This window comes from Microbacterium sp. H6 (assembly GCF_003314775.1).
GTDB classification, from domain to species: domain Bacteria; phylum Actinomycetota; class Actinomycetes; order Actinomycetales; family Microbacteriaceae; genus Microbacterium; species Microbacterium oxydans.
Genome location: NZ_QOAY01000100.1, coordinates 1 through 2,899 on the forward strand (window position 1 = coordinate 1; position 2,899 = coordinate 2,899).

A 2,899-nucleotide genomic window follows, 5' to 3' on the forward strand; every position below is an offset into this window, starting at 1 on the left:
GCCGTCTTCGACGCCCGCACCGTCTCGGCGCTCGTCGCACGCGCGACCGATGCCGGCCGTCCGGCCGTGGATGCGGAGGACGACCGGAGCAGCGCAGGGCAGGCCGGCGCGGTCGTGCTCGACGAGCAGGAGCGTGCCGACCTCGATCGCCGCTTCCCCGGGTGGGAGGCCGTGCTGCCTCTGGGGCCGTTGCAGGAGGGACTCTATGTGCACACGCGTCTGGGCGCGGCAGCGGACGGTGTCGACGTGTACGTCGTCCAGCACAAGATCACGCTCCGGTCAGAGGTCGACGCCGACGCGCTGCGCCGAGCCGGCGATGCCCTGCTCCGCCGCCACGCGAGCCTGCGCGCGGGGTTCGTCGACGACGGGAGCGGGAACCCGATCTCGGTGATCGTCCCTCCGACCGCGATGCCCTTCGCGGAACTCGACCTGCGGGGTCGGTCGGACACGGAGCAGCAGGGGGAGCTGGAGCGTCTCACGCAAGCCCAGGTCGACGAGGGGTTCGATCTGGCCGCGCCCCCGCTCATCCGACTCGTCCTGGTGCGGCTCGGTCCCGCGCACGCGATGGTGAGCCTCGTGCATCACCACATCCTCACCGACGGCTGGTCGCAGACCCTGCTCCTGGAAGACCTGTTCGAGCTCTACGACCGCGCGCTCGCCGTCCCGGGGCCCGTCTCGGACGAGGGACTGCCGCCGACAGCCGACTACTCCGCGTACCTCGACTGGGTCGGCGAGCAGGACCGGGCCGCCGGGATCGACGCCTGGAGATCGGCCCTCGCCGGACTCCCCGGTCCGACCCTCGTCGAACCCCGGTCGATCGCCGCACCCCCGGTGCTCTCCGAGTCGGTCACGGCCGTGCTCGACGCCGCGCTCTCCCGCGGGCTCTCGGCGCTGGCCAGGCGCTCATCCGTCACCCTCTCCACCGTCCTCGGCTACGCCTGGGCGCACGTGCTCCGCGGTATCACGGGACAGGATGACGTGGTGTTCGGGACGACGGTCTCGGGCAGACCGGCAGAGGTCGCGCACGTGGACCGGATGGTCGGCCTGCTGATGAACACGGTTCCGGTGCGGGTGCGCATCCATCCCGGGCGTCAGCTGACGGAAGAGCTGCGATCGCACATGGCCGCGCAGTCCGAGGTGATGCACGCCCACCACGTCGGCCTGAGCTACGTGCAGCAGGCGTCCGGTCAGGCCGTCCTCTTCGACACCCTCTACGTCTTCCGCAATCTCCCCGTCGACGAGGCCGTGCAGTCCGAGACGTTCCTCCGGCACGGCATATCCGAGGCGGAGGCTCACGACGGCACGCACTACAGCCTCGCGATGACGGTCAATCCCGGCGAGCGCCTCGAGGTGGCGCTCGCCTACCGTCCCGATGTGGTGGACGTCGGTCGCGCGGAGCGCTATCTCGATCGGTACCTCGCCGTGCTCGGCGCTCTCGCCGCCGATACGGGCGCTCCTGTCGCACGGATCCCCATCGCGGTGCCGGATGACCGCCCGGCGATCGAACGGGTCAATGCCGAGGCGACCACCGTGGCACCGACCGCCAGACACGGTGCCGATCACGACACGGTCGCCGATCTGCTCGCCACCGCAGCATCCCGTCACCCCGACCGGACGGCACTGGTCGGGCGGGACGCGCGCGGCTCCGCGGCCTCCTGGACGTTCGCGCGTCTGCAGCGGGAGGTCGACCGGATCGCCGCACTCGTCGTTGACGGCACTCGCGGCCCTGGGTCGGTGGTCGCGCTGGAGCTGCCACGCACGATCGAGCACGTCGCGGCGATCTTCGGCGTGCTCCGGGCAGGCCGGGCGTACCTGCCGTTGGATCTCGCCCACCCCGTCGAGCGTCGACGTCGTCTCGCCGACCGTGCGGGAGCGGAGCTCGCGGTCGTCTCCCCGGGGGCCGCCGACACGGCGGACGAGGGGCCCGCCGGCATACCGCGACGGGAGCTCCCCGGCGCTTCTGACGCCGTGCACGAAGGGACGGAGGCCCGCTTCACCCCGCCGCGGCTCACACCGAACCACGCCGCATACACGATCTTCACCTCGGGCTCGACGGGCGAGCCGAAGGGTGTGGTCGTGCCGCACCGCGGGCTCATGACGATGTACGACAACCACCTCGAGGCGATCTTCCGGCCGACCATCGCCCGTGCAGGGCGCTCGCCGCTGCGGATCGCGCACACCGTGTCGTTCTCGTTCGACATGTCGTGGGAGGAGCTGTTCTGGCTGCTGGACGGTCACGAGGTGCACATCGTCGACGAGGAGAGCCGTCTCGACGTCGAGACCCTCGTGGCGCACTACGGGCGAGTGGGCATCGACGTCGTGAACGTCACGCCCTCCTTCGCGCGGGAACTGCTGCGCGCGGGGCTTCTCGACGGGCGGCCGCCGGCGCTGGTCCTGCTCGGTGGGGAAGCCGTACCAGCCGAGCTGTGGACGACCCTCCGCGACCATCCGCACACGGCGGGGTACGACCTCTACGGTCCGACGGAGTTCACGATCAACGCGCTCGGCGCCGACCTGGCTTCGAGTGCCGAGCCCTGCCTGGGGCGGCCCATCCTCGGAGCGCGCGCCTACGTGCTCGACTCGGGGCTGCGCGAGGTGCCGCCGGGAGGGACGGGGGAGCTGTACCTCTCGGGCGACGGCCTCGCTCGCGGCTACGACCGGCAGACGGCACTGACCGCCGCACGCTTCGTCGCCGATCCCTTCGGCGCACCGGGCGACCGTCTCTATCGGACGGGCGATCGGGTGCACCGCAGACAGGACGGCGGGATCGAGTATCGCGGACGCGACGACGGTCAGGTGAAGGTCCGCGGCTACCGCATCGAGCTCGCCGAGATCGAGAAGGCGGCGGAGAGCCACCCCGACATCGTGCAGGCCGCCGCGTCGGTCGGCGGCGCCACGG

The 2,899-nt window shown here is 71.6% G+C and carries 1 protein-coding gene; it reads left to right on the forward strand.

From position 1 onward, the window contains the following. Positions 1-2,899, forward strand: a 2,899-nt coding sequence (locus tag DSP71_RS06825; protein ID WP_113680703.1) for an amino acid adenylation domain-containing protein, incomplete at both ends; no start/stop codon positions are given.